This is a genomic window from Microcoleus vaginatus FACHB-2002, from assembly GCF_040004035.1.
Taxonomy (GTDB): Bacteria; Cyanobacteriota; Cyanobacteriia; order Cyanobacteriales; family Microcoleaceae; genus Microcoleus; species Microcoleus vaginatus_C.
Window position 1 is genome coordinate 72341 of the sequence record NZ_JAMPLN010000011.1, and the last position, 26284, is coordinate 98624.

Genomic DNA, 26284 nt, shown 5'->3' on the forward strand with positions numbered 1-26284 from the left:
GAAAGAATGTAAGGAAAGAAATTTTCCCATAACTTACGCATAGGTAGCCAGAAACTGGGTTTTTGATCTAAATACACGGCGTTTAGCTTTTTACTCCGCTTGAAAAACCAGGTTTCTTGGGTAAAGAGTGCATAATTCCTGCATCGGTTTCCCTGAAATATTCCCCCTCTGAATTACTAATTAATGAATCAAGCAACGGGTGTCATCTTCTGTCTTGCCTACATTTTGGGATTGATTTCTACAGCGGTTCCTTGGGGTAGATACGCGATACTTGCTTTGGGAATAGCCGTGGCGATCGCCCTGCCAAAATTGTTGCGAAATTTTACTAAAAATTCCGTCAAAGTTACTAAGAAAAGACGCAGCAGACAAAAAGAAAATGCTCTGGAAGAACCCTTAGATCCGAGGGAAGAGTTGAGTTTGTTGGAGATGCTGCCGAGAGCGAAATGGGTGTGGGCAGTTGCGGGTTTACTGGCATTTCTAGCTAGCATTTATTTTGCAGTTCGATCGCCCCAACCGGCAATAGATGACATCAGCAAACTGATTCCGGCTGGCGGGAACACTCAAGAAGTGGCAGTGACAGTTCGCGGTAGAGTTGTCAGTACGCCTCGATTGACTCGATCGGGCCGATCGCAATTTTGGCTAGAAACAGATTTAGTTAGCGAAATCAACGGCGGCGAGGGAGGAGCAGTAGTAAACCGCCCAGTATCCGGCAAACTCTACGTTACAGTGCCCCTGCTGCAAGCAACGGGTTTGTACGCCGACAATACGATCGCAGTTGTGGGTTCCTTGTACAAACCGCAGCCGCCGTCGAATCCAGGGGCTTTTGATTTTCAAGCATATTTAGCCAGAGAAGGGGCTTTTGTAGGGCTAAAAGGTCGTCAAATTGACTGGACGAGAGAAAAGGCGATTGCGGATGTAAATCGAGTTAACAGCCAAACGGCTGCTTTCTTGGAGCCCAGCGGGATGCAGCCATCGAAAATTCAAGCGATGCGGCAACGGCTCGTGCGATCGCAACTATCGCAGTTAAATGTTCCCGAAGGCCCGCTGATTAGTGCGATAGCCCTCGGCAAACAAGCAGTAGATTTACCTTACAATATCCGCGACTATTTTGTGCAGGCTGGATTAGCCCACGCGATCGCAGCTTCCGGCACTCAAGTTTCGATGGTTTTGGCTTTAGTTCTAGCTTTAACCAGGCGTTTTTCCAAACAATTACAATTTAGTTTTGGCGTCGGTGCTTTATTTTTGCTAGTGGCATTAACTGGCTTTGAAGCTTCTGTATGCCGCGCTGCTTTGATGGGATTTGGAACACTATTTGCTTTGGTGCTGAACCGCCAAGTTAAGCCACTGGGATTGCTGTTAATCGCTGCTACTATTTTACTGCTGGTTAACCCTTTGTGGATTTGGGATTTAGGTTTTCAACTGAGTTTTTTGGCGACTTTGGGGTTAATCGTGACAACGCCACCACTGATGGCAAAGTTGGACTGGATGCCGCCCGCGATCGCTTCGATTGTTGTGGTTCCGATCGCCGCCTCAGTTTGGGTACTGCCGCTGTTACTTTATATTTTTAGTGTGGTATCACCTTACAGCATTTTAGTTAATATTATTGCGGCTCCTTTGCTGTGGATTTTGAGTATTGGGGGGATGGTTAGCGCTTTAGCTGGATTGATTTTTCCGCCCGCTGGCAGTGTTTTAGCGCAACTGCTCGATTATCCGGCAAAGGGGTTAATTGCGATCGCCCAATATTTCTCGCAATTGCCCGGTAATTCGGTAGCTGTCGGTCAAGTATCGGTGTTTCAGCTAATAGCGCTTTACAGTTTAATTTGCTGGGTTTGGATCGGGAGAAGTTCGGCAACGGATTCTGTAACGGATGTAACGGATAGAAGGAGCAAGGAAGAAAAAAGACGGAAGCCGGAAGCAGTCAGAGGGAAAAACCAGGAAAAAGGGAAAGGGAAGAAGGGGAAAAGCAGAGTTATTGATCTGCCGAGTTTTTCATCGGCTTGGATTTTACCGCTGGCTCTGGTGGCGGGAATAAGTATTATAGTTTTGCCAGCTTGGCAGGTTCAATCATCTTTATTTCAAGTTACTTTGCTGGCGACATCTGGCGATCCAGTTTTAGTAATTCAAGATAGGGGAAAAGTGGCGCTAATTAATAGCGGTGATGAAAATACCGTAAGGTTTACAGTGTTGCCTTTTTTGCAGAAGCAAGGAGTTAATTCAGTCAATTTTGCGATCGCCACTCACGGTCATTTAGGTTTGAGTAGTGGTTGGGGAAAATTACTAGAACGATTGCCAATTAAAACATTTTATGATAATAATGCTCCGAAACAAATTCACCGTGGCAACAATCAGGAATTTATGACGGCTGTGCAGTCTCGCCAAGGCGTTTACTTTCCTTTAGAAACTAACAGTACGGTTGATCTGGGTTCGACGCGGTTGCAGTTGGTGAATGCGGAGATTCCGGTGGTAGAATTCCTGGTGGGAAATCGAACTTGGTTGCTCGTCGGTGAAATGACACCGGAAGCGCAAAAAAAATTGGCAGCAACGGGAACCTTGAAGCCGGCTCAAGTGCTGTGGTGGTCAGGAAAAACCTTGACGGCTGAGTTCTTGGGCGCAGTGGGGCCGCAAGTGGCGATCGCATCTGCTGACGAAATCGACCCAGAAACCGCAGCCCAACTGCGCCAAAGCAAAACTCAGATATTCTGGACAGGCCGCGACGGAGCCCTCCAGTGGACTCCAGCAGGGGGATTTAAGACCACCTTGGAATCTGAAGAAAATCAAACTTCTTTTTTATAAAGATTTACAATCTGGCGCACTGTGCGGTAAAATACTTTTAGCTCACATCTCAAATCAATTGGAGAGGTGGCAGAGCGGTTGAATGCGGTAGACTCGAAATCTACTTTAGGGGTAACTCTAACGTGGGTTCAAATCCCACCCTCTCCGTACATTCCTTACTCCACAAGGCTTTGAGGCTATCAGCTTCTTTAGCCATATGTGCAGTTTTATAATGCTCAACCAAGTAGGCATGACTGTCAAAGTCGAAATTTGCCCGCCCCGTAGCTTAGGGCGATCGCCCTTTCATTCCCAAAAACCGATCGCCCTTTCATTCACCTGACCAAAAAAGCCACACACTCAACATGAGAAGTCTGAGGAAAGAAATCCGCAGGCTGCACTCGCGCTAACTTATAATCCCCATTTTCGCACAAAATCTTCAGGTCGCGAGCCAAAGTAGCAGGCTTGCAGCTAACATAAACAATGCGATTTGGTTTGATTTCCTTGATAGCTTCCAAAACCGCGCGATCGCACCCTTTCCTCGGCGGATCTAGCAGCAGAATATCCGGTGTCAATCCCAAGGAAGGCAGCAAACTCTCTACAGTTCCCGCCTGAAAATCGACATTTCTCACGTCATTTAACTCACCATTTAATCGGGCTTGTTCGATCGCCGCCGGTTGCACTTCTAAACCTATGGCTATTTTTACTTGTTTTGCCAGGGGTAAAGTAAAAGTACCAATGCCGCAGTAAGCGTCAACCAAAACCTCGTTTCCCTGCAAATTCAATTCCCCTACCATCACCTCTAACAACGCTTCAGCCGCCTCTGTATTTACCTGAAAAAAAGTATCGGCTCTTAGCTGAAAATTCATCCCAGCAAATCTTTCTCGCAGATAAGAACGACCAGCAATGCAGCGAGTTTCGGCACCAAAAATCACATTAGTTTGAGCGGGGTTTATATTCAAACAAACACCTACCAGTTGAGGATATTGTTTCAGCCACTCTGATGCTTGCTCTTCGAGTCCCGGCAACTCTCCAGTGCGAACTATTAAAGTTAGCAGCATCTCGCCGGTGCGCCGTCCTATCCGCAAGGATAAGTGACGCAATTCTCCTGTATGTTTCTTTTCGTCGTAGACTTGCCAATCCCGCCAGTGAATGTCTTCTTTAACTTCTTTTAACAAAGGATTGAGGCGCGGATCTTGCACCGGACACTGATTGAGATTGACTAATTTGTGGGTGCTTTTTTGATAGTAACCTGCTTGGACTTGACCTGTTGCAGATATTGCCACGGGATAAGTCGCTTTGTTGCGGTATCCCAAAAATTGGGAAAATCCCTCGATTTTTCCCGTTAAAATTTCATCAACTTGCAGATTGCTAAATCCGCCAATCCTTTCTAAGGCTTGAATGATTTGATTTTGCTTGGCTGCAAGCTGATATTGATAATCTACGTGCTGCCACTGACAGCCACCGCACTTGTCAGCGACAATGCAGTTAGCTCGGATGCGGTGTTCGGATGCTTCGAGAAGTGTGTCCAGCTTGCCTGTAGCATAGGTGGATTTGACTTGCACGAGGCGGACAAGGACTCGATCGCCCGTCACGGTATCGGGCACAAACACTACTAACTCACCAAAACGACCAACTCCGTCGCCGGTGTCTGTCAAGTCGGTAATCTCTATCTCAATCAGTTGACCTTGCTGGCAAGGGTTTGCCAATTTCGTCGAGTTTGGGGTGGGGAATTTAGATTTGGTCACAAGTAGTCGTGGTAGGATTTAATATGGTAATGCAATATCGCTCTCTCTTTCCTGAGATAAGTCGTAGCGAAGCGGGGCGTAAGCCATCGCACTCAAACTCAATTGCAGGCTGTCTTCCTGCTGCTGAACGTCTTGCTGCTAAAGCCAAGCTTCAACCGGGGAGTCGAGCTTGTCGGGAGTTGCCTCGATATCGTCGGTGCGATATGCTGTTGGGGCGATTTAGCAAAAACTCGTTAAATAGTCAAAGTGTCTGCCGACATCCAAACTCTCACTCGCAATTTTTGAGTTTTTCCCGCAGTACCTTGGAACACAAGGAAACTGGCTTGAACATCAAGCATAACGCTTGGGGAGATTTACCCTCTACTTCTAGGATTAATAAATTTTAGGAGCAAGGCAAGTCTGCGAACCAAGAATCCTGTCGCCAACTGATGGGAATGTTTATAAATGTTATCCTCAAATTTGAATAACAATGAGCGTAGTTAGCCAATTTATTCTCCAAGCCGACGACGAACTTCGTTATCCCAGTACCGGCGAACTCCAAAGTATCAATGATTTCTTTAAAACCGGAGAACAGCGGGTGCGTATTGCTACTGCGCTGTCTGACAGTGAGAGGAAAATTGTTGAAGAAGCTAGTAAAAAACTCTGGAAAAAACGACCTGATTTTATCTCTCCTGGGGGCAATGCTTACGGCCAGCGCGAACGGGCTTTGTGTCTGCGCGACTACGGCTGGTACTTGCGCCTGATTACCTACGGTATCTTGGCGGGTGACAAGGAGCCGATCGAAAGCATCGGTTTGATTGGCGTTCGGGAAATGTATAATTCTCTCGGCGTTCCTGTTCCTGGCATGGTCGAAGCTATCCGCTGTTTGAAGGAAGCTTCTTTGGCTTTGCTCAATCAGGAGGATGCTAAGGAAGCAGCTCCTTATTTTGATTATATCGCTCAAGCAATGTCTTAATTGCTTTGGTGATTGCTTTAATGAATGTGGCGGAGCATTCGCGGGTGATTTTTGGGGTGATTTGATCTCGCAATTGCTCGCAAATGTTTCGCTTCTGCTTTTTGGCAAGGAAATCTGCCTCATTTCTGCTAGGAAGCAATGCAGTTTAAGCTTTCCCAGATGTTGAGTTCGTCTTGTCTTTCGATGCACATTTGATTTAAAAAGTCAAGTGTTTTTGGGAGAGATTGTTTTTTGAATTTCCGGCTGTCGTAGTGAATGGATGTTTTGAGCTGCGAGAGTTCTCCAAGAGTGGGGCAGGTTTGGATTTGACATCCACCCCGACCTGAAGGTACGGGGATTCCCAATCATTGCTAATTGGGTTTCTGCTTCATAGCACCAGCCTTCCGAGACTTGCTCTCTTCAGGTCTTACGGTCGCTCCACAGACTGAAACGGCTAGCCCAGCCGCCAAAATATTTTTTGCCGCATTGATATCGCGGTCGTGATTAGTCCCACACGTAGAACACTCCCATTCGCGAATGTTCAGCGACAACTTCTCAACAATGTGACCGCAGTTTCCACAGCGCTTAGAACTAGGAAACCAGCGGTCTATTTTTATTAAGGAATGAAAAATAAATAACTTAATCAATTACTCAGGTTGAGGTAAGGCTCGATAATTCCATTTGGGCAAATATTCGTCAAAAACAATTTGCATATTATTTTTGAAGTTATCAGCTACCTTTCGACCAGTTTGATAAACTTTATTAAGGATATTTACAGCTACAGATAGTCCCGTTTTAGTTTGAGTTTTTTCGACGAGAGATTTGACTAATTCTAAACTTGTAAAAATTACTCCTTGACAAGCCCTAGTAATATGAGGAAAAAGTCGATGTTCTATGGGATTATATTTAGATGTATAAGGAGGGTAATGAGCAATTCTGATCTCAATTCCTATTTCATTAACTAATTTTTGTAAATCTTCTTTGAAAATATAATGATTAGCATTATTACTACCTCCCCCATCACATTTAGCCAAGATAGAATTAGCATTAGGGTAGGTAGCTTTACCATAATTATTCCACCAATTTTTTAAAGACTCACAGGCGAATTCACTGGTATCTTTACTATTTCCTAATGTTATATATCCTCGGTTTTGTTGAGAATCATAAATTCCATGGGGAATTACTTTGCCGTGACCTAAACTCCAAAAATCATGATCGAAAGTAGTGACAGGTTCCTTTGTATAGAGAGTTCCCGGACGATACAAATTTCCTAAAACTTCTTTTTTCTTGGTATCAAAACTAATGATAGGATTGCTGGCTTCTCTATACTCTGCATGAAGTCTAGCAATGTTTTTAAATTGAGCATCCCGATTTGTGTTAATTCCTATTGTTTGTTTTTTTTGAGCTTTTCGTTTCACATATTCATGCTTTTTTAATAGTTGGGCAACTAAGGGGAGACTAATTGTAAAACCTGCCGATTGTAGTCCCGAAGCTATTTCTTTATGCGTCAAATTAGTCCATTTGATTAACTCATTCATTGGGTCTCCGGCTGTGTAATTTTTTAAAACTTCTAAAAATGCTGCATCAAGGCCGATTTGAGTAGACAGAATACTTTTTCTTCCCCCTCCTTTTTTTCTGATCCTGGAAGTATTTAGTGTCTCTGAGTCCATTTTTTCTAAATCTTCTATTCCCTTGATGATGGTATTTCGACTGCATCCCAAAACTCGCATTACATAGCTAATTCCACCCCATCCTAATTTTAGAGATTCTATAGCTGCATACCTTCTTTTATCCTTTTCTGATAAGGATTTATAAAATTTTTTCATTTCTGACTCAATAGAATTAGAATAAGACATGGATTTAAAAGTAAATTAGAGTAGTTGAGTAGAAAAACCCGTTGTGAGTTGATCTCTGTAGGAGTGAAAATTGTAATATCACACTTTTTTCATTATAACCGATAACTCATCAACTTATTTATTTTTCATTCCTAAATCCCGCCTGTACCACTCACACTTGTAGCTTAGTTGGCGAATTAATTCACCCCAACTAGCATCGCTGATGGCAAGAGCTAATTTATGGTTTTTCACCATATTTTTGATAGCTAAATCCTCAACTACAATCGTTTGGTTTTCACGAACGAGTCGAGTCGTTAGCTTGTGCAAGAAATCTTTACGCACATCAGTTATCTGCGCGTGGATTTTTGCTACTCGTTTCCGTGCTTTTTCTCGGTTGTTGCTTCCTTTTTGCTTGCGAGCCAAAGCTTTTTGCTTTCTTTTTAACTTCTTCCGTAGTTGTTTGAAAGGTTTGGGATTGGTGATTTTATCGCCGTCGCTGGTAGCAATCAGGCTGGTAATCCCCACATCCAATCCAATAGCTTTATCTGACGAAAGGAAGTGGCTTGATTGTGTAGTCGTCCACGAGGATTGACACGAACCAGAGTCCAGCAGGTGTTAACTTCACCGTAATAGTTGACGGAGTACAACCTGCGGGAATTTGTTTGCTCCAACGAATAGGTAACGGCTCGTTACATTTAGCCAAGAATACCTGTCCGTTTTTCCAACGGAAGGCAGACTTGGTAAATTCAGCGCTACCACCGTTATGCTTCTTCTTGAAATTAGGATACTTGGCTCGTCCTGCAAAGAAATTGGTGAACGCTGCCTGAAGATGGCGGAGTCCTTGCTGAAGAGGTACGCAGCTAACATCATTCAAGAAATCAAGTTCTTCCTCTTTCTTCCAGTTCGTCAGCATAGAGGAAGTTTCGCCGTAGCCAACTCTTTCCTGGCGTTCGTACCAAGATTTTGTGCGGTAAGCCAAAGCCTTGTTGTACACTAGCCGAGTACAGCCCATTGTCCGTCGCAAGAGGTTTTCTTGCTGGGCGGTGGGGTAGAATCGGTAGCGGTAGGCTTTTTCCATCTTCACACTCTAGCACGTCTTTTGTGAAGTTGGTTTTATGTCATATATTGTTGTTTATCTGCGGTGATTGATTACCGATCGCCCTTTTGTTTAGCAATTAAAGCTTTGGCTTGCTGCCACAGAGATTCTAACTCTTCTGGGGCATAATCTGACAAAGGTCGATCGCACGCAGCCTCCACCTTCGCAAACCGCTGCACAAAGCGATCGTTCGTTCCCTGCAAAGCAGCCGACGGATCTAAATCGTACCAGCGAGCTAATTGAATCAACACAAACATAATATCTCCCAATTCTGACTGCTGCGCTGCCTTATCCTCGTGTTTGAGAGCGTGTTCAAATTCTGCCATTTCTTCGTGAAATTTATCCCAAACGCCGTCTACACTGTCCCAATCAAAACTCACTTCCGCAGCTTTTTGAGAGATTTTCATACCGGCGGTGATCGGTGGCAAAGTGCTGGCATAACGGCTCATTTTCGAGGATAAAGTTGGCGGCTTTTCCGAAGTTGTGCCTTTTTCTGCTGCTTTGATTTTTTCCCAGTTTTCGTTGACTTCATCGACGCTGTTGAGTTCGACATCGCCGAAGACGTGGGGATGTCGCCGAATTAGTTTTTCTGTAATGCCCGCAGCGATTTCTGCGAAGGTAAACTGATTGGATTCGCTGGCAATTTGAGCTTGCAAAACTACCTGTAACAGTAAGTCGCCCAATTCTTCGACGATCGCATCTTTATCTCCTTTGCGAATCGCGTCGGCGGTTTCATAAGCTTCTTCGATTATGTGGGGAATGAGAGTTTCGGGAGTTTGGGCTAAATCCCAAGGACATCCGCCGTCTGGCGATCGCAATTTAGCTACAACTTCTATAAGTTCTTCGAGTGCTGTGAGCGATCGACTTTCAGAATTAGACATAATAATTTACCTTTTATATCAACCGCCCAGACGGTTATAACGTTGTTAAGCGCTCCAACCATTGATTTTATTACATCTTCCTTCTTCCTTCTTCCGACGGACATCGGACTGACATCCGTTACATCCCGTACATTGCTCGTTGCCGAACTTCCTTCTTCCTTCTGCTGATTGTATTACTTCTTCCTTCTTCCTTCTTCCTTTTTCCTTCTTCCTTGTGCTATGGATTTGCTAGATGTACGAGTGGGAGCTTTGATTTTGGGCCTCTTAATTGTCTTAGGACGGCCCAACCCGCTCAATCCTTTCTTTTTGAATCTTTTGTAAGCCGATCCGCCCCAATCGCTCAGATAGTGGCTCATAGCGCCCAATTCTAGACCGATGTAAACGGCTAAAATTTCGATGTGGTGTTCCCAGATCGATCGCCCGTAACTCAAAACCACATCCTGCCAATTCCAGCCTAAGTTCCCGACTTTTTCGGCAATTGCCAATCCCAACATTCCGAGAACCGCGATCCAGATAGCGAGGTACAAGATTCGCAAAGCAGTCCCGATCAGAGGGCCGTGGGACAAAAAAGAGCGGTGGCGCAGGCTTTTTTGGTACGGGAGCCAAATCGGTTTGAACCATCCCCAGCGCTGATACTGGCAAGAGTAGATATCCAAGTCGGGGCCAAACATCAGACCGCCGAATAAGAAGCTGCCGGAAACGAGCAAAGTCAGGTTGCTGCTCTGAGTCTGGCCAAAGGTGAGGGCTGCCACCAAGGGCAAACTCCACAGGGTTATTTGATCGTGGGTGCGGCCAGAGGGCATTTAAAGTTTAGGATTTTTTTTACTTGATCTTTCTGAGTTACTGTGATATGATAAATCCCGGTGAGTGCAATTGGGTGATTAGCTCAGTGGTAGAGCGCCTGCTTTACACGCAGGATGCCGTAGGTTCAAATCCTACATTACCCATCCGATAACTCAATATCAGCAGTTTCAGCCGTTTTTAGCCGTCAAGCCGAGAACGGCTGTTGCTGTTGAGAGTTGACTGTTAAATTGGGTGACCACTAAATTTAACATTCTGTGGCGGATGTCTCAAAAGTTGGCACCCAATGCTAGAAAATTAATTTATTGATTTTCTTTTTTAGAACCTTGTATATGAAGCCTAAAATAACTAGCCCGATCGCTTGGCAGCAAGCTGAACTGCTCATGCAGCCAGCAATGATCCGAGTGCTCGACAACATCCGCAAACAATTAGAGGGGTCTGTCTGGACGGGCACTTATCAAGAAGTGCAGATTCCAATTCCGGGCTATCAACTAATTTTAGAGAATCAAGGCGAGCAAAGATGTGTCGATATTTGGGAACTTTGCTATCGAGTCTGCTTTGTCAACTACCAGCCCGCCCACACTCAACTGCAAAGCCAAGAAGTTGTAATTGATACTAGCTTGATTGAGGAGGACACGGGCGATGTAGATTGGAATCGTCTTGATGCCAAAACCAGTCAATTAATACAAGAAATATTCGCCAATTTGAGCAAATAGTCATTTGTCAGTTGACAAGAAAGCAGTAGTTAACAGTCCTCAGTCAACAGTCAACAGTCAACAGTCAACAGTCAACAAAATCTTATGATTCAAGAATTGCACGACATTCAAGCAGCAGGCGGTGCTACTTTTGCAGAGTTAACAACCAAAGAAATTGTGCCAGTCAGTTTTGGTAACGACGCAGAAGCGATCGCAGCAACTAAAAAAGGTGTGGCTTTGTACGATCGCACTCACTGGGGACGCATTCAAATCTCAGACAGCGATCGACTGCGGTTCTTGCACAATCAAAGTACCAATAACTTCAATATACTCAAACCCGGTCAAGGTTGCGACACCGTTTTCGTGACTTCCACCGCCCGGACGATCGACCTCGCCACCGCTTATGCTACAGAAGATGCTGTACTGCTGCTAGTTTCAGCCAACCGCCGCCGCCAACTGCTGGAATTGCTCGATCGCTATATTTTCCCAATGGATCGCGTCGAGTTAACAGATTTAACCGATACAACTGTTGCTTTCAGTTTCCTCGGTCCGGAAAGCACTCAACTACTCGAAAAAATCGGAGTTACCGAACTAGAAAATCAACCTTACGCTACTCACAAATTGATAAATTTTGCAGGTATGGACATCCGAGTTGCGGTTGGTAGCGGTTTAGCAACTCCCGGATACACGTTAATTGCGCCAGCAAGCGATGCAGCCAACTTGTGGCAGGAATTAGTCAAAGCTGGGGCCGTACCGATGGGCGATCGAGTTTGGGAACAACTGCGAATTGAACAAGGACGCCCCGCACCCGATTTTGAAATCACAGATGATTACAACCCCCTAGAAGCCCGCCTTTTACACACAATTACCTATGACAAAGGCTGCTACATAGGTCAAGAAACTATTGCCCGGTTGAACACCTATAAAGGAGTCAAACAGGAACTTTGGGGCGTGCAGTTGAGCGGTGCGGTTGAACCCGGAACAGCAGTCACAATTGGAGAGGAAAAAGTCGGCAAACTCACCAGTTTTACGGAAACTGAATCCGGCTTTTTTGGTCTTGCTTACATACGCACAAAAGCGGGCGGCGAAGGGCTTAAAGTGCAAGTCGGATCGGTGTCAGGCGAAGTAGTAAATGTACCTTTCTTGAGTTCGTAGTTGCGCTCGGTTGCCTGTTGACGCCGCAGCGCCAAAAACTTTTTTGTTGAGGTTGAGTTGGGAAAAATGCTAACACCACAAATTGACAGCAAGTCCTATCTTTAGATAGATTTGCGAACCAACAACAGCAATTATTCTGTATAACAGTCATTACAGAAAAAACAGAGTTTTTCAATGAAAAAGTTTACATCACGCTTAGTTACAACTTGCCTGCGAGTAGGAATAATCTTTGCTTTAGGAATAGCGCTGATTTTTAGCTCCGAATTGGAATTTTCGGGCAACAAAATGCAAGCGATCGCTACATCTTTAACCCCTGAAGCTAAGTCTTACGAAGTTGCCCGTCCCGCTCGGCAGCAAACAAGCGATACAGAGAAGGATGCCACGGGTGTACTTGACAATATCCGAGAAAAGCTGAATCTAGACCAACCTATTGCCCCCAGTACCAAAAAATTTATAGAATCGGTAAAAGATAACGTGGGCGAAGCAGTTACGCCGGGACAGGAAGCAGTAGAAAAAGCGGCAGATCGAGGTAGCAGCGATCGCGCCAACTAATTCAATCGCATCCAGTTTTCAAATATCATATTCTTAGTCCGCCTGCGCGGACTTTGTTTGTTGAGTAGCGATTTCCAGATCCGAATCATGGAAGGGATAATGAACCCGGATTCGATTGTTCACATCGGCACTTCAGGTTGGAGTTACGACCATTGGGAAGGTGTGCTTTATCCCCACCAGCAACCGCCTCGCTCTAGGCTCGATTGCTATATCCAGCACTATCAAACTGTCGAAGTTAATAGCACCTACTACCGCTGGCCACCAAACACTACCTTTACTAACTGGCGAGAGCGCCTCCCCCAAGGATTTTTGATGACCGTAAAAGCGCCCCGTGGTCTAACCCACTCCAAGCGTCTTTACTCACCAGAAAAGTGGTTGGAACGGATGAGCGAGGGACTTCAATGTCTGGGCGATCGACTGGGTATTCTGCTCGTCCAACTTCCTCCCCAGTTCGCCTGCGACTCTGCCCGCCTAGCTTACTTTCTAGAACAGGTGCCCTCCTGGATCAAAGTAGCTGTGGAATTCCGACACCCAAGCTGGCACACAGAAGAGGTATTTTCGCTGCTGGAACGCTCTGGAGCGGCTTACTGCGTGATGAGCGGGGCCCACCTTCCGTGTATCCTGCGCGCAACGGGCTCATTCGTCTATGTGCGCCTCCACGGCCCCGACGCCAACAATCTCTACGGCGGCTCCTACTCGGATGATGATTTGCATTGGTGGGCCGATCGCATCCACGAGTGGGAAAGTCAAGGGCGAAGCGTGTTCGTCTACTTCAACAACGACGGAGAGGGAAATGCAGTTCGCAACGCTTCAAAGCTGAAAACCTTTGTGGAGAACCGTATTTCCTGACAGACGCTAATTGAAACCGTTCCCATTCTTTTGGGCGCATTCAAAAACGCTCTGCAGTTCCCTGAAGCTGAATTAGAAATCGGAGATGGCGTTCGTCTAGGTTATTGTTTGACGATCGCACTCACCCCGAACCCGCACATCCAACTCAACATCACCCAGCACAAGCCGATCGCATTCAGCTCAACATTACTGAACACTTTTGCTTCCATTTCAAACAAATCCCGTAGGGTGCGCTTGACATTGGGAAACACGAAAAACTCCGTCAGTTTCTCGATGCCATAATTAAACGCTTTGTAGCGGTGTTTGAAGTACAGTTCCACCTTCCCTCGGTTCCAACAATCCCAGCAAGTTGATGGCAACATCTGAGCAATGCGCTCTCACATCCCGCTGCACTTCGGCTATCCCTTCCTCCATTAGTCGAGTCGTAATTCCAATTTTAGAGAATGAGTGAGGAAACTTTAAAAATTTATGGACAGACTGAAACGGACTTGCAATGCTGTATCAGCCATCCGCTACAGACAGGAATTTTCAAGGCAAGCGTTGTTTTTTGGACGCTTGCTACACAAACGCCCAACTCTAACTTAACTGCTTATAGCGAAGTATACACTTGATTGTGGTTATAAGTCCCTCTAAAGAATTATTTGTATATTCTCCTGAAGACAGATGATAGCAGCGACCAAGGTAAATAACATACAAAGTGTACAGAGTTATTAGGTAATCTAAAGACATAATTTAAAAGTAGTCTATTTGCGCCTTGTAGGAAAGACATTCGACTTACGCACTTGCCCAAGCTAAACCAAGTGGCAGTCTGTGGCGTACTTTTGTGCCTTACTTCAGGTTAATGACTACTTGATATTTGATACTTAATTAATTAAGTTTACCTAATTTCTTCTTTCTCTGTTCTACCTGTCAGACCCTAATTACCCTGTTGTTATAAGTACCTCTAAAGAATTGTTTGTAGATTCTCCTGAATACGGAGGATAGCAGCGACCAAGGGAAATAACATCAAAGTCTACAGAGTTATTGGGGAATCTAAAGCCAGGATTAAAAGCACTCTATTTGCGCCTTATAGGACATACATTCGGCTTACGCACTTGCCAAAGTTGAACAAAGTTGCAGTAGGTCGCGTACTCTTGTGCCTTACTTCAGGTTAATGACCCATTGAGCTTTGATTATTAATTAGGTTTACCTGATTTTTTCTTTCTCTGCTCTATCTGTCACACCCTAATTACCATCTGGTAATACGCTTCTTTGTAGATGGCACAAAGGATACGCGAAATTTTCGCAGTTTGAGACATTTGTGTTGGCTGTAGGTCATTGGGTATACCCAGACCGATCAATCTTCCTTTTACCTTATCACACTTATTTAAGAAATCTCATGGTTAACTTACTCAGACCGCCCAGTGTTTCTTCAAGTTCTCGCTTCGGTACTGTAACTGGTTTGTGGAGGCAACAGTCTCTTTACGACAGGAGGGCGCTTAAGACTGGTATCGTCCATTTCGGGCCAGGTCGTTTTTTTAGGGGGCATCTTGCCTACATTATACATACCTATCTTGCACAGAAGGATTCCCAAGAGCAGAGATGGGGGATTTGTGGGGTTAGCCTCAAGAGTCAACAGACCATTACTAGGTTGAAACCGCAGAGATTCCTTTACACTTTGACCAAACACTCTAGTTGCGCTCAAAATCGTGAGGAAGCTGAAGTTATCGGTTCTATCAGGGAAATAGTTAATGGTAGAGAGAAGTGCGAGTATGTGCTTGAAAAAATGGCGTCTCCCTCTGTGCATCTGGTGACTCTTACTATTACTCAAGGAGGCTACCATCTAGACAAGAATTTTAATCTCGACACAGCGAATGAAGACATCGCGCACGATTTGCGAAATCCTTCCACTCCAACAACTGCAATTGGCTTTATAGTAGAGGCGCTACGCCGACGACGCGATCGCAAAATGACCCCCTTCACCACACTTTCTTGCGACAACCTCCCAAGAAACGGGGAGATCCTGCGAAAAGCCGTGCTAGCTTACGCTGATATGATCGATCCTCAACTTGCAGAATATATCAGGGATAACGCCACGTTCCCTAATTCGGTTGTAGACAGGATTGTGCCTCAAGAGCAAGAATCCGACTATAACTACCCCAGCCGACTGTTGCAAGTTCGCGATCGCGCGCCCATTGTAACCGAACCATTTTGGCAGTTTGTCGTGGAAGACAAATTCACAGGCGATCGACCCAAGTGGGAAGATACGGGGGTGATTATGACTAGCGACATCACTCCCTTTCTGTATATGAAGTCGAGATTCTTGAATGCAGTACACTCCTTCATCGCCTGTTTAGCTGTAAGAGCAGGTATAGAGTATATGCACGAGGCGATCGCGGTACCAGAATTCCAGTTGTTTACTCGGCTTCTCATGGACGATATCGCAGCAGCAACACCAGTGCCTCGCCAGATGTGTGAACAATATATGGAACAGGTGTTACTAAGGCTCAGTAACGAGGATCTTCCCGATACGACTGAGAGAATCTCTTCAGAAACCTGTAGGAAAGTAGGCAAGTATATATTTCCGATACTTCAGGATGCTTATAGCCGAAAGGTCAGCATGAAGCGGATTATACTTCCCGTTGCGGCGTGGCTGCTTGCAGTCAGAGAAGAGGCGTGCGAGTCTGGTCAACCCTATCATGCCAAGGATACCCAAAGCGCAATTACAGCGATTCAAGAAGGCGCAGTGATTAGCGGGATTCTGGGATTGCAGAATTGCGAACAGACAGAGTTTGTAGATAATGAATGCCACAGGGCTTTGCAAGATCTTCAGACCCACGGACTATTGACTACGCTTAAAAATTACAGTGAGGGAGGTCTTTTAAATGAAACCGTTTCAGCATGATTTGGTGGTGCTTTTCGATCATGACGGAACTGTCGTTGATAGTGAAACCATAGCACTTAAGAGCGCATGGAGGCTGACAAATGAAGTGGCTCGTGAGTTCCCTGGCGCTCAATACTATGAGCTTGAGGACTTTGTTAAAAGGTTCGCCGGGAAACCCTACAGGGAAATACTCAAAAACCTCTACCCTGATTCATTAACCAGTCTTAATGAGCGCGATATTGACAGGCTAGTGGCTGAAGAAGAAAAGAGAGCGATCGAACGGCTTACTATAGAGGCAAAAGCGACGGTAGGAACGCCCCAAGTGCTGTCTTCCCTGCGCGACGACGGAGTTGAATATGCACTTGTAAGTAACAGCAGCTTACAGCGCCTGAGTGCTTGCCTTACTTCTGCAGCCCTGACCGACTATTTCCCCAGCGAGCAGATATTTAGCGCTCACGACTCTCTCCCGGTTCCGCGGCCCAAGCCACTTCCTGACATCTACCTATATGCAGTGAAGTGTTTGGACGCAGAAGTTTCCGATTGCGTGGCAATTGAAGATTCTATCAGTGGGGTAAGGGCTGCCGTTGCCGCTGGAATTGGGCAGATTATCGGTTATGTAGGGGGAACTCATATAAGCGAGGATGAACGAAGCAGCCGTGCAGATGCTCTTGAGTCGGCTGGTGCCCACCAAGTTATAGAGCGGATGCACGACCTTATCGGCTTATTATCCGCAACGCCAGTCTAAAGACAGGCGGCATCAGGCGATCGCTTGATGCTCTTAGTTACGATGGTGAAAAATGGCGTTGCTGAATATCAAGAATTCTCAGCCATCGAATGCTTCACTTTATCAATCCAACCTTGGCTCAGACTCAACACCTGCGAATAAGACAAGTCCGTATCTAACACCAAATCAAACACAGACGGCTTAACTAAACGGGGAAACCATCGATGAAATAGCCTTCCTATCGTCAACCGCAAGAAAAACTCAACCAGCAACAACTTCGTGCGAGGAAACGAATAATTTGATAACTCTTGCAAGGCATGGGCATCCGGGACTCGCTGCTCTGAAAACTGCGGCAAAACCTTCCCCCAATCATCCCCGTACTGCTCCAACAATTGTCCCAAAATCAGCACATCCTCTAAGGAAGAATTACACCCCTGGCCAATCGAGGGAGATACCGCATGAGCAGCATCGCCAATCAGCAACACACTATCGCCCTCATGAAAGCGATCGCAGCGTACCGTTAGCACCCTCGCCACCGGGCGCTTCAGCAACGCCTCCGCTTCTTCCCACGACATTAACTGACCAAACAGCGGGAAATTTTCCTCAAAAAATGTCTTGACTTCTTCTTTCGTGGATAATCCTTCTAGGGGATTAGTCTCTGCATCAAAAATAATCACGCCATTCAACTGATCTCCTGGCTGGGGTACCATCAGCATCCGGGTTTTATTATTCAAATTCCAAGCATGGATTTTATTCGGTTCTAACTCGACTCCAGCAGTCGGATTGAGCCGACTTAAAAACACCGATTTATAGGCATCTGGAACATAGCTTTGGGAACACGACAAGCCTGCATTCTCGACTAAATACTCTCGAATTTGCGATCGCGCCCCATCAGCACCCACCAGCAGATCGTAGTGAACGGTAAAGCTATCTCCTTCTGAAGGTTTCAACATCACGGTTTTAGCGGTTCCATCCACAGCCGTACATTCACAGTTGAAATGTACTTGAACCTGATTCGGACTAAAGGTTTCGGTTAATTGCTTCAACATAATCGTCACGAGGCGATTGCGATCGATTGTGAGAACCGGATTTTCGCGAGGAATCCGTCGGGCTTTGCCGTTTTTCCGATAAATAATCGTCCCATGACAGAACACACTTTGAGCGGCGATCGCCTCCTCTAACCCAACAATGGCTCGAATGGCTTTTCTGCCCCGTTCCTGAAGCGAGAGCGGAAATGTGCGGTTTCCAGAAACATCAGTCAACCGAGGATCGGGACGACGTTCATAGATATCAATATGATAGTTGCCCCGACGCAATAAATAATGTGCCAGTAGCACTCCAGCCGGGCCAGCTCCAATAATCACAACGTTTTGAACCATAGGGGTTTACCGAACACTATGAGTTGATGTACCGAACTTTATTATGCTTCCCGGCAGAGCCCGGATTTCTGAATCAAATTGGTTCAGGGCAATCAGGGTTTCAACAAAGAAGTGGGGGTCTGGGTTGTCTTTTCATCTGCGATCGGCAACCCCTGAAAAGTTAGATATTCTCAAGAATAGCTTGCGCGGCAACTTCGTCGGTAATAAGTCCTGCGATCGACTTTCCATGCAGAGCCGCCAAAATAGACTCCACCTTTTTCACTCATCCTGCAATACTGATAATAAGCCGTCCTCACAAGGCCATAAATTAAGATGAACAGCAATACCAGCACAGACTCAACAATCAAGCTGAATCAAGCATCCCTGTCTCTTTTACCTGGAAACGTGCGCGTACCGAATTACGATCGCCATCAAATTACTAATGGAATTGTGCATATTGGGGTTGGTGGATTTCATCGATCGCACCAAGCGCTTTATCTCGATGATTATTTCCATCAGAATCCTGGTAGTGATTGGGGAATTTGTGGTGTTGGATTGCTGGACAATGACTATGACAGGCGTATGCGGGATGCGCTGCTGCCCCAAGATTGTTTGTATACCTTAGTTGAGCGATCTCTAGAAGGAGATCCCGCTCGAATCATTGGTTCAATCACTCGATACCTGTTTGCACCAGACAATCGTCAAGCAGTTATTGAAACATTAGCAGATCCCAAATGCCGAATTGTTACTCTAACGATCACTGAAAGCGGCTACTACTACATTGAAGGAAGTGGCAATTTCGATGTCAACCACCCGACGATGCAGCACGATTTGCAACATCCTGACCAACCAATTGGGACATACGGTTTTTTGACAGCCGCACTCGAAAAGCGGCGTAAACAAGGGTTGGCACCCTTTACAGTCTTGTCCTGCGACAATATCCAGGGCAACGGCAACATGGTGCGGAAAATGCTAACAACATTTGCCGAAATGCACGATCCAGAGTTAGGACGTTGGATTGCTGAACACGTTGCGTTTCCTAACTGTATGGTCGATCGCATTACTCCGCTGACAACCCCAGCAGATATCAAAATGGTGGCCCAACAGTTTGGTATTGATGATGCGTTTCCCTGCGTCGCGGAGCCTTTCATTCAGTGGGTAATCGAAGATACCTTTTGTGCAGGCAGACCGGATTGGGAATCCGTTGGCGTACAGATGACTAAGGATGTTCATCCCTATGAAATGATGAAAATTCGGCTGCTCAATGCCAGCCATATGCTGATTGGCTATCTCGGCTCTCTGGCAGGTTATACCTACGTTTATGAAGTCATGGCCGCTCCCTTGTTTCAGCAAGCAGTGGCTAACCTGATGGATGAGGTGACACCAACCCTCCAACCCGTTCCTGGGATTGATTTAGACGATTATAAAAAAACTTTAATTGAACGGTTTTCCAATCCCAAAATTCGCGATCAGCTTCCGCGCCTTTGCCTGAATGGATCGGCCAAAATTCCTAAGTTTGTTTTGGGATCGATCCGCGATAAATTACAACTTGAAGGTGCGATCGATTACCTAAGTTTGACGATCGCTGCTTGGTGTCGATACCTCAATAGTCATGATGAACAAGGGCAACCTATTCCCATTGATGACCCATTAGCAGACATCCTCACTCAACGCGCCAGTTTGAGTGAATTAGATCCCAGACCATTACTGGGCCTATCTGAAATTTTTGGAGATTTAGTAGAGTCGCCACGTTTCGTCGAGGCTGTTGGCGACCAGTTGCGTAGTTTGCATGAGTTTGGTGCTAAAGGAACGCTAGCCCGATTGTCGTAGGCACCATCCGCATCCGTGAGGAAACTTATTTGACACTGCCACGGCTGCACTAGGTTAAACCCGTGGGATTCTCCCGTCTAGCCCAGCTTTATGTCTACGAGTGCAAAGAGAAATTCAGCAGCCAGTACAGCGCAATATTTATTGAAGTCATTCTTTCCTATCTTCCCTCTGCTCAAAGCATCTATCTTAAGGCGGATTCTCCGGATGAACTAACTCAGGTTGAATAGAGAAGACCGTGTATGCCTACGGATAGATATTCATGAAGCGCGACGCCACAGGCAAGTTTGTTAGCAATTGGAACTCGGAGACGAAACAACGAGTGAGCGTATCTCTGACTAATACAGCATGGCGATCGCTCGATAAAGAGGCTCACAGGCGAGGAATTTCTCGCTCTGAAGTCATTGAACGCTTTGCCCGCACTCTTGAAGGCGAACAGTGGTTCGCTGCCCAAGAAACTGAGCGCAAGGTGGCAATGATTCTTGAAAGCATTACGGATGCTTTTGTTGCCTTCGATCGCGACTGGCGCTACACCTACGTGAATCAAGCGGCGGCTAAAATCCTGCACAAAACGCCCGAAGAGTTACTGGGAAAGCACGTTTGGAACGAGGTTTTTCCTGAGTTGGTCGGTGGAATTGCCTATCGGGAACTACATCGGGCAGCGATCGAACAGGTTCCTGTTTCCTGGGAAGAATTTGGGGAGCCGGTTCAGCGTTGGTTAGAGGCGAATGCCTATCCCTCTGCGGAGGGTGTAGCGGTTTATTTTCGAGATGTGAGCGATCGCAAGCAAGCGGAGGCAGAACGAGAACGGTTGTTGCACGAGCTGGAAATTGAACGCGCCCAATTTGAAGCCGTTTTGCGACAAATGCCTGCTGGAGTCATGATTGCCGATGCGGCATCCGGTAAATTAGTTCTGGCGAACGAACAAACCAAGCAAATTGTTGGGTATGGCTACGAACAGTTGCTTGCTATTGAGGACTATGTACCCCTTATTCCAAATGAAATCTTTCACTTAGATGGTCACATCTATGCCTCTCATGAGTATCCATTGGTGCGATCGCTAAAAACAGGTGAAGTCGTTACCAACGAAGAGATAGAAATTCATCGAAATGATGGTAGCCGCATTTTCATTAACGTCAACTCAGCACCAATTTTAGATAACCAGGGGCAGATTGTTGCAGCCGTTGTTGTCTTCCAAGACGTGAGCGAACGCAAACGTGTAGAGCAAGCCTTACGCGAGAGTGAATCGCAGCTACGAGCTTTATTTGAGGCAAATCTCATTGGCATTATTATTGGCGATTTTCAAGGCAATATTCTGGAAGTCAACGACACTTGGTTAGCAACTTTAGGCTACACGCAAGAAGAAGTTTTATCGGGAGTGGTAAACTTCCTGGAGATTACTCCACCGGAGTTTCGGCATTTAGACGAGCAAGCAATGGCAGAGATGAAACAACTTGGTCGCCATACGCCGTTTGAGAAAGAATACATTCGTAAAGATGGTTGCCGAGTTCCCGTTTTAATTGGGACTGCCTATTTAGGAGTACCCAAAAATTTAGGTGTAGGCTTCTTAATCGACTTAACAGAGCGCAAACGCTTGGAATCAGAACTGCGACAGCGAGAGCAACAGTTCAAAATGGTGGCTGAAAATGCCCCGGATATTATTAGCCGAATTGATGCAGAGTTTCGCTATCTTTATGTCAGCCCTTCTATAGAACTGGCAACAGGTATTCCATCAGAGCAATTTCTTGGCAAGACTAATGCCGAGCTAGGAATGCCAGAAGACAACTATCGCGTTTGGCATGACAGTTGGCGGCAAGTCTTTGCAACCGGCTCGGAACAGACGATTGAATTTAAGTTTCCGACTTCTTACGGTATTCGATGGTATCAGTCGCGTATTGTCCCTGAATTTGCTCCCGATGGCTCCGTAGAAACGGTACTGGGGATTACTCGTGATGTGACCGATTACAAACAAGTTGAACAGGCATTACGAGAGAGCGAACAACGCTTGCGATTAGCACTGACAGCGGCTCAGATGGTTGTCTGGGATATGGATTTGCAGAGCAATCGAGTGGTGTGTTCTGCTAATGCTCTAGACGTTTGGGGTCTTTATGAAGGGACGGGAGAAGAGTTTGTTGCGCTCATTCATCCAGACGATCGACAACAGGTGCTCCAAGCGACGGTAGCGGCAATGGCTGGAGAACAGCCCTACGCACCGGAGTATCGGGTAATTTGTCCAGACGGCGTTGTGCGCTGGCTCAACAGTCAGGGGCAAGTCTATCGGGATGAGACGGGGCAAGCAGTTCGTATGATTGGCGTTTCGGTTGATATTACAGAACGCAAACAGATCGAAGCAGAACGCGATCGCCTTTTAAAACGAGAACAATCTGCCCGACTCGAAGCCGAAACCGAACGTAAGCGGTTGCATGACATCCTGATGCAATTGCCTGCCATGATTGCCATTGTTAAAGGTGCCGATCTTGTGTATGAATTTGCCAATCCTAGCTACCTGCAAGGGACTGGACGCACTCCAGGCATTATTGGGAAATCAATACGGGATGTTTTCCCGGAGATAGAGGGGCAAATTTACTTTGAAGCGTTTGAACAGGTTTACCGAACGGGAGAAACATTTATTCGGGAGGAGTCACCTACTTACTGGGATCGGAACGGCGATGGGGTGTTGGAAGAAGCATTTTTCCACTGCATCTTTGCGGCTTGGCGGGATGCTAAGGGAACCATTCAGGGTGTGTTGATTTATAACATTGAAGTGACAGCCCAGGTGCGGGCAAGGCAACAGATTGAGGAATTACTGGCAGAACTTCAGCACAAGGAGAGACAGCAGCAATTTCTGATCGAATTGAATGATGCGATTCGTGCCATTCAAGACCCCAAGGAAATTATGTGGCAAGTGGTTTGTTCCACAGGGCAACATTTCCAAGTTACTCGCTGTACCTACGGTGAAATTGATTCTACTCAGGAATACGTCATTGTCGATCGCGACTATTGCAATGGTGTCATCAGCGTGGTGGGTAGCCATCACATGGATTCGTTTGGTCGTGAACTCATTGCTGAATTAAAGCAGGGCAAAACAATCGTCGTAGATGATGTCGCTCGCGATCCTCGCACTGCTGGATCGGGGACTGCTACCTTTGACGCAATTCAAACCAAATCTCTCCTGTGTGTTCCCTTAGTGAAAGAGGGGCGATTTGTTGCATTGTTGGTATTGCACCATGTGGCTCCCCGGCGCTGGACGGAGGAAGATGTGGTGCTGATGGAGCGAATTGCTCAAAAAACCTGGCTAGCCGTGGAGCGATCGCGGGCAGAAGAGGAATTGCGAGAAAGTGAAGCTCATCTGCAACTCGCGCTGAAGGTCGGACGCATGGGAACGTGGGACTGGGATATGCAGACCGATACATTGCTTTGGTCAGAAGGACACTTCATGGTGCTGGGTCTGCAACCGAATGAGTGCGAACCCTGCTATGAGGTTTGGGCAAGTCGGGTTCATCCTGATGACCTAGCAGAAACCGATGCAAAACTTCAGCGAGCCATAGCTGAGAAGAAAGAGTATCACCATGAATATCGCCTGTGTTGGACAGATGGCTCGATTCACTGGGTCGAAGCCAGAGGAGAGTTTACTTATGATTCTCAGGGAAATCTCAAGCACTCGATCGGCGTCGTCATCGATATCACACAACGCAAGCAAGCAGAAGAGGCGTTGCGTCAAGCTCTACAAAAGCTCAACTTCCATGTTGAAAACTCTCCAATGGCAGTCGTTGAATGGGATCGAGACTTTCGAGTCATTCGGTGGTCTGCTGGTGCAGAGCGCATTTTGGGCTGGAAAGCCGAAGAAATCCTGGGCAAATCTTTAACCGAGATACCTTTTGTCTTTGAGGAAGACTTGGAAACAGTTGCTGAAGTCTGCCAACGGCTGGTCTATGGTGAAGAACCCCATATTTTTTCATACAACCGCAATTACACCAACGATCGCAACATTGTGCATTGCGAGTGGTATAACTCCAGTCTCAGGGACGAATCGGGACGGATGATTTCGGTGTTATCGCTGGTGCTGGATGTGACAGAGCGCAAGTATGCCGAACAAGAACGAGAACAACTGTTAGAGCGCGAACGTATTTCCCGTTCTCAGGCAGAAGCCGCACAGCGCCAACTGGCAACTATTTTTGACACGTCTCCGGTTGGACTTGCCCTGTTAGATGCCCAGCAGCGATTTATTGCTATTAACGAAGCATTAGCAGAAATTAATGGATTAACCCGCTCGCAACACTTAGGCTATTCAATTCCAGAACTTTTTGGTCAATCCGATCCTCAATTAGTTGAAGTCTTTGATCGGATCTACACCACAGGAAATCCCTTCACTTCACCCAACTTTGCGGTGAATGTTCCCGGACGCAGCGATCGCCGTCCCGGCTATTACAACGTTTACTATCTTCCGACTGTTAACTTTAATAGCCAGGTAGAAGGCGTTCTAGTCTATGTGGTAGATGTGACGGAACGGGTGCAGTTAGAACATGCCCAACGCTTTCTCTCTGAGGCAAGTGCGGTGCTTGCATCCTCACTTGATTATCAAACGACTCTAGAGCGAGTCGCGCAGCTTACAGTGCCGGAATTAGCAGACTGGTGTACGGTTCACATGATAGAAGAGGATGGTGCGATCGCGCAGATTGCGGTTGCTCACATCGACCCTGCCAAGCTGGAATGGGCATATCAGATTAGAGATAAGTATCCGATAAACCCAGATGACCCTCGCGGTGCTGCATTGACATTGCGGACTGGACAACCGGATTTAGTGCCCGATATTCCCGATGAACTGTTGGTGCAGGCAGCGCGTGACGCAGAGCATTTAGAGATTCTGCGGCAGGTTGGATTCAGATCCGTAATGACGGTGCCGCTGCGAACTCAGGCACGAATTCTAGGGGCCATTTCCTTTATCTCAGCCGAATCTGGACGACGGTATACCTCAGCAGATTTGCAACTGGCAGAGGAATTGGCGCGTCGTGCTTCCTTGGCGATCGACAATGCTCAGTTATATCGGTTAGCTCAACGCGATCGCGCAAAAGCAGAAGCGGCTAACCGGATTAAAGACGAATTTTTAGCAGTATTGTCCCACGAGTTGCGATCGCCCCTCAATCCGATTCTGGGCTGGACAAAATTGCTACGAACAGGCCGACTAGATACCACAAAAACCCAGCAAGCCCTGGAAACGATCGAACGCAACGCCAAGCTGCAAGCCCAATTAATTGAGGACTTGTTGGATGTTTCCCGCATTCTGCAAGGAAAAATGACGTTAAACGTCGCTCCTGTGAATCTAGCGGCAATGATTGAAGCTGCCCTAGAAACGGTACGACTGGCAGCCGAAGCCAAACACATTCAAATCCAGACTACATTTAATCCTATTTCAGGAACGGTTTCAGGCGATACCAATCGCCTCCAACAAGTAGTCTGGAACCTCCTCTCCAATGCTGTGAAGTTCACCCCAACCGGAGGACGCATCGACGTGCAACTAGAGCAGGTTGGTATGTACGCTCAGATTCAAGTCAAAGATACTGGAAAAGGCATCAAACGAGAGTTCTTACCCCATGTGTTTGACTACTTCCGTCAAGAAGATGGCACCATAACCCGACAATTCGGCGGATTGGGATTGGGACTAGCGATCGTCCGTCATTTTACCGAACTGCATGGAGGAACCGTTCAAGCAGACAGCTTAGGACAGAACTTAGGGGCTACATTTACCATCCGGCTACCGTTAAACATCGTAGAGCCGGAACCATCTTCTGATGACAGGCATCCAGAAAGTGCGGCAGACTTAGCAGGTATTCAGGTCTTGGTTGTGGACGACGATGCAGATATGCGGGAGTTGGCAGCATTCACCCTGATGCAATCGGGCGCACAAGTTGCCACAGCAGCTTCGGGGGCACAGGCGTTGACCCTTCTGAATCAATCTCTCCCCGATCTACTCTTATGTGACATTGGGATGCCAGAAATGGATGGTTATGCCCTGATTCGGCAAATTAGAAAGTGGTCACCTCAACAGGGAGGCACGATTCCTGCGATCGCACTTACTGCCTATGCTGGAGAGATCAATCAGCAGCAAGCCTTAGCTGCCGGATTTCAGATGCATATCTCCAAGCCTGTTGAACCTGAAGAATTGGTAAAAGCGATCGCCCGTTTGCTAAGACACTGAA

Annotated in this window: 18 protein-coding genes, 2 tRNA genes and 2 pseudogenes; 13 read left to right on the forward strand and 9 right to left on the reverse strand. The window is 46.5% G+C overall.

Annotation, left to right across the window (positions count from 1 at the left end; genetic code table 11):
- Positions 1-183 precede the first annotated feature (183 nt).
- Together NDI35_RS12010 and NDI35_RS12015 are read left to right on the forward strand one after the other, a co-directional pair.
- On the forward strand, positions 184-2793 hold the full coding sequence (locus NDI35_RS12010; RefSeq protein WP_445312933.1) for a ComEC/Rec2 family competence protein: 2610 nt from the start codon (positions 184-186) through the stop codon (positions 2791-2793).
- Positions 2794-2853: 60 nt separating this feature from the next.
- A tRNA-Ser gene (locus NDI35_RS12015) sits at positions 2854-2940 on the forward strand.
- A 164-nt stretch (positions 2941-3104) separates the two neighbouring features.
- Here the strand turns inward: NDI35_RS12015 and rlmD are convergent.
- Positions 3105-4517, reverse strand: a complete 1413-nt coding sequence (gene rlmD / locus NDI35_RS12020; protein WP_445312934.1) for a 23S rRNA (uracil(1939)-C(5))-methyltransferase RlmD — start codon at positions 4515-4517, stop codon at positions 3105-3107.
- A 23-nt stretch (positions 4518-4540) separates the two neighbouring features.
- Between rlmD and NDI35_RS12025 the strand changes: the two genes are divergently transcribed.
- On the forward strand, positions 4541-4903 hold the full coding sequence (locus NDI35_RS12025; protein ID WP_445312935.1) for a hypothetical protein: 363 nt from the start codon (positions 4541-4543) through the stop codon (positions 4901-4903).
- An 83-nt stretch (positions 4904-4986) separates the two neighbouring features.
- The gene (locus NDI35_RS12030; RefSeq protein WP_333136706.1) at positions 4987-5472 is read left to right on the forward strand and encodes a bilin-binding protein; all 486 of its coding nucleotides are present in this window, start codon (positions 4987-4989) and stop codon (positions 5470-5472) included.
- Between the two features lie 350 nt (positions 5473-5822).
- Here the strand turns inward: NDI35_RS12030 and NDI35_RS12035 are convergent.
- The 5 genes and pseudogenes from NDI35_RS12035 to NDI35_RS12055 form a co-directional block, all read right to left on the reverse strand.
- Positions 5823-6068, reverse strand: a pseudogene (locus tag NDI35_RS12035) (zinc ribbon domain-containing protein); the annotation flags it as partial.
- Between the two features lie 30 nt (positions 6069-6098).
- Positions 6099-7307, reverse strand: coding sequence for an ISAzo13 family transposase (locus NDI35_RS12040; RefSeq protein WP_445312936.1), 1209 nt, complete (start codon positions 7305-7307; stop codon positions 6099-6101).
- Positions 7308-7439: 132 nt separating this feature from the next.
- Positions 7440-8364 (reverse strand): annotated as a pseudogene (locus NDI35_RS12045) (RNA-guided endonuclease InsQ/TnpB family protein); the annotation flags it as partial.
- A 71-nt stretch (positions 8365-8435) separates the two neighbouring features.
- Positions 8436-9263, reverse strand: a complete 828-nt coding sequence (gene mazG, locus NDI35_RS12050; protein WP_445312937.1) for a nucleoside triphosphate pyrophosphohydrolase — start codon at positions 9261-9263, stop codon at positions 8436-8438.
- 173 nt (positions 9264-9436) lie between these two features.
- Positions 9437-10066 carry a metal-binding protein gene (locus NDI35_RS12055; RefSeq protein ID WP_445312938.1) on the reverse strand — a complete coding sequence of 210 codons (630 nt, stop codon included), beginning with the start codon at positions 10064-10066 and terminating at the stop codon, positions 9437-9439.
- Positions 10067-10138: 72 nt separating this feature from the next.
- Between NDI35_RS12055 and NDI35_RS12060 the strand changes: the two genes are divergently transcribed.
- The 5 genes from NDI35_RS12060 to NDI35_RS12080 all read left to right on the forward strand — a co-directional run bounded on the left by NDI35_RS12060 (position 10139) and on the right by NDI35_RS12080 (position 13315).
- Positions 10139-10210, forward strand: a tRNA-Val gene (locus NDI35_RS12060).
- A 186-nt stretch (positions 10211-10396) separates the two neighbouring features.
- Positions 10397-10780 (forward strand): hypothetical protein, encoded by a 384-nt coding sequence (locus tag NDI35_RS12065; RefSeq protein ID WP_445312939.1) that lies wholly within the window; start codon positions 10397-10399, stop codon positions 10778-10780.
- An 84-nt stretch (positions 10781-10864) separates the two neighbouring features.
- Positions 10865-11914, forward strand: a complete 1050-nt coding sequence (gene ygfZ, locus NDI35_RS12070) for a CAF17-like 4Fe-4S cluster assembly/insertion protein YgfZ (RefSeq protein WP_445312940.1) — start codon at positions 10865-10867, stop codon at positions 11912-11914.
- A gap of 174 nt (positions 11915-12088) precedes the next feature.
- Entirely contained in the window at positions 12089-12466 is a 378-nt protein-coding gene (locus NDI35_RS12075; protein ID WP_445312941.1) for a hypothetical protein, read from the forward strand.
- A gap of 99 nt (positions 12467-12565) precedes the next feature.
- Positions 12566-13315, forward strand: coding sequence for a DUF72 domain-containing protein (locus NDI35_RS12080; RefSeq protein ID WP_445312942.1), 750 nt, complete (start codon positions 12566-12568; stop codon positions 13313-13315).
- Between the two features lie 101 nt (positions 13316-13416).
- On the opposite strand, the gene NDI35_RS12085 is transcribed toward NDI35_RS12080, so the two are convergent.
- On the reverse strand, positions 13417-13677 hold the full coding sequence (locus NDI35_RS12085; RefSeq protein WP_445312943.1) for a hypothetical protein: 261 nt from the start codon (positions 13675-13677) through the stop codon (positions 13417-13419).
- Between the two features lie 1016 nt (positions 13678-14693).
- Here NDI35_RS12085 and NDI35_RS12090 point away from each other — a divergent pair.
- On the forward strand, positions 14694-16199 hold the full coding sequence (locus tag NDI35_RS12090; protein ID WP_445312944.1) for a mannitol dehydrogenase family protein: 1506 nt from the start codon (positions 14694-14696) through the stop codon (positions 16197-16199).
- Complete coding sequence (locus NDI35_RS12095; protein ID WP_445312945.1) at positions 16180-16923, forward strand: HAD family hydrolase; 744 nt, start codon at positions 16180-16182, stop codon at positions 16921-16923. Before NDI35_RS12090 ends, NDI35_RS12095 begins: the two co-directional genes overlap by 20 nt.
- Positions 16924-16991: 68 nt before the next feature.
- On the opposite strand, the gene NDI35_RS12100 is transcribed toward NDI35_RS12095, so the two are convergent.
- Complete coding sequence (locus NDI35_RS12100; protein ID WP_445312946.1) at positions 16992-18281, reverse strand: FAD-dependent oxidoreductase; 1290 nt, start codon at positions 18279-18281, stop codon at positions 16992-16994.
- 160 nt (positions 18282-18441) lie between these two features.
- A complete protein-coding gene (locus NDI35_RS12105) occupies positions 18442-18534 on the reverse strand; it encodes a hypothetical protein (protein ID WP_445312947.1) in 93 nt (30 codons plus the stop codon).
- Positions 18535-18593: 59 nt separating this feature from the next.
- On the opposite strand from NDI35_RS12105, the gene NDI35_RS12110 reads away from it, so the two are divergent.
- Together NDI35_RS12110 and NDI35_RS12115 are read left to right on the forward strand one after the other, a co-directional pair.
- Positions 18594-20090, forward strand: coding sequence for a mannitol dehydrogenase family protein (locus tag NDI35_RS12110; RefSeq protein WP_445312948.1), 1497 nt, complete (start codon positions 18594-18596; stop codon positions 20088-20090).
- A gap of 259 nt (positions 20091-20349) precedes the next feature.
- The gene (locus NDI35_RS12115) at positions 20350-26283 is read left to right on the forward strand and encodes a PAS domain S-box protein (protein WP_445312949.1); all 5934 of its coding nucleotides are present in this window, start codon (positions 20350-20352) and stop codon (positions 26281-26283) included.
- Position 26284 lies beyond the last annotated feature (1 nt).